2 protein-coding genes are annotated in these 2,466 nt (G+C 75.9%); one reads left to right on the top strand and one right to left on the bottom strand.

Translation table 11 applies throughout. The features are described from left to right. A partial coding sequence (locus PYV61_RS24180; protein WP_275836436.1) for a carboxypeptidase-like regulatory domain-containing protein occupies window positions 1-579 on the top strand: 579 nt, incomplete at its 5' end. Window positions 580-631: 52 nt separating this feature from the next. Here PYV61_RS24180 and PYV61_RS24175 read toward each other — a convergent pair. Next, window positions 632-2,401, bottom strand: a complete 1,770-nt coding sequence (locus PYV61_RS24175; protein ID WP_275836435.1) for an ABC transporter transmembrane domain-containing protein — start codon at window positions 2,399-2,401, stop codon at window positions 632-634. Window positions 2,402-2,466 lie beyond the last annotated feature (65 nt).

Here is a 2,466-nt window from a genome sequence, read left to right as displayed (position 1 = left end):
CGTGGTCTCAACTCCTTGGCTCACAGAACGACATGGCTACGATCCGACTTGGTGCGCGGCGCGGCGCTGCGCGGCGCGCTGGCCGACGGCGCGGTGGCCGCGCTCGCCGACGCGACGACGGGGAAGGCGATCACCGCGCCGCTGCGGCAGGAGCTGACGCTCGAGCGGTGCCAGCTCGCGCCGCGCGCCGCCGCGGTCCCGGCCGGCGCGACGCTGAACGTGAAGGGGCGCGACCCGCTGTCGCTGCGGCTGCGCGCGGTGGGCTGGCCCGGCGGCGCGACGCGCGCGACCTGGCGCCTGACCGACGCGGGGCAGGTGGTCCCCGACGACCGCGTGCTCGCCGAGGCGGGGGCGGTGGAGGTGCGCGGCGAGTCGCTGCCGTGGGTGCGGGCCTGGCTGCTCGTCTTCGACCACCCGTACTACGCGACCACCGACGCGGCGGGGACGTTCGCGCTCGACTCGGTGCCGCCGGGACGCTACACGCTGGTCGCGTGGCACCCGCGGGCGGGGCGGGTGGAGCAGGAGGTCACGGTCACCGCCGGCCAGACCGTCTCGGCGGAGCTGGTGCTGGCGCGCTGACGGGGGCGCTGCGGGCTGCGGGCTGCGGATCCGAACCCGCAGCCCGCAGCCCTCACACCGCGACCGGATCCTCGTTCCGGAACTGCCCGTGGTACAGCGCCGCGTACAGCCCGCCCCGCGCGAGCAGCTCCGCGTGCGTCCCCTCCTCCGTCACGCGGCCGTGGTCGAGGACCACCACGCGGTCGGCGCGGCGCACGGTGCTGAGGCGGTGCGCGATGATCAGCGTCGTCCGTCCCTGCAGCAACTCCTCCAGCGCCGCCTCGACGAGCCGCTCGCTCTCCGTGTCGAGCGACGAGGTGGCCTCGTCGAGCACGACGACGGCCGGGTCCTTGAGGAAGACGCGGGCGAGCGCGATGCGCTGGCGCTGGCCGCCCGAGAGCTTGACGCCGCGCTCGCCGACCGGCGTATCGTACCCCTGCGGCAGCCGCACCACGAACTCGTGCGCGTGCGCGGCGCGCGACGCGGCCTCCACCTCGGCGTCGGTGGCGTCGGGGCGGGCGTAGGCGATGTTCTCGCGCACGGTGCCGCTGAACAGCGCCGGCTCCTGCGGCACCACCCCGATCGCGCCGCGCAGCTCGGCGAGCGCCAGGTCGCGCACGTCGTGGCCGTCGAGCGTCACGCGCCCGCCCGTCACGTCCCAGAAGCGCGGCAGCAGCGACGCGACGGTCGTCTTGCCGGCGCCCGAGCGGCCGACCAGCGCCACGACCTCGCCGGGGGCGGCGCGCAGCGTCACCCCGTGCAGCACGTCGGGGAGCGCGTCGGCGTAGCGGAAGCGCACGTCCTCCAGCGCCACGTCGCCGCGCACCGGGCGGGCGAGCGGCGTCGGGCGCGACGGCTCGGCGACCGTCGGCTCGGTGTCGAGCAGCTCGAACACGCGCTGCGCGGCGCCGATCGCCTCCTGGAAGTTGCCGAACAGCGACGCCAGCGACCCGACGGCGGCGGCGATGAAGAAGGCGTAGAAGAGGAACTGCACGAGCGCGCCCGCCGTCAGCGTCCCGTCCAGCACACGGCGCCCGCCCATCCAGAGCACCGCCGTCACGCCGGCGAAGGCCACGAAGCCGACGACGCCGAAGAACACCGCCCGCAGCCGCGCGCGCGCGACCGCCGCGTCCACGACCCCCGACAGTAGCCCCTGGTAGCGCCGCGTCTCCTCCGCCTCGCGCACGAACCCCTGCACGGTGCGGATCTGCGAGAACGCCTCGTCGGCCAGCCCGGTCGCCTCGGCGACCCGGTCCTGCACCCCGGTGCTGGCGCGCCGCAGCAGCCGGGCGAAGAAGAAGGCCACCCCGACGATCACCGGCGAGACCGCGAGCGTCGTCAACGTCAGCGTCGGATCGGTGAGCGTCAGCAGCACCACGCCGCCGACCAGGAAGAGCACCTGCCGCGAGAACTCCGAGACCCAGGTGTTCATCACCTGCTGCAGCGACACCAGGTCCGACGACAGGCGGCTGGTCAGCTCGCCGGTGCGGCGCTCGGTGAAGAAGCCGGGCGACAGCCGCACGAGGTGCGCGAACAGCGCCTCGCGCAGGCGCGCCAGCACGCGCTCCGCGGTGGAGCTGAGCAGGAGCACCTGGACGTAGTTCATCACCCCCTGCACGGCGAACACCGCGAGGAGGCCGAGCGCCATGCGGTCGAGGCGCGCGCGGCTGCCGTCGCGGAAGGCGGCGTCGAGCAGCTCGCGCACCACGCGCGGGAAGACGAGCCCCGCGGCCGCGGCGACGACGAGGCAGGCGGCCGCGATCGCGAGGCGCCCGGCGTACGGGCGCACGAACGGGAGGAGGCGGACGAGCGGGCGCGCCGCGGCCGCGCGGCGCGTGCGCACGCCGTCGGCGCGGGCGCCGCGTGAGCGTCGAGGGCTACGCGCTCCGCCACTGGCTGCTCGGGCGC

The sequence above is a fragment of the Roseisolibacter sp. H3M3-2 genome (assembly GCF_029211165.1).
Lineage (GTDB): Bacteria > Gemmatimonadota > Gemmatimonadetes > Gemmatimonadales > Gemmatimonadaceae > Roseisolibacter.
Note: the sequence above shows the minus strand (reverse complement) of the source record. Positions and strands in the feature narration are given on the sequence as shown.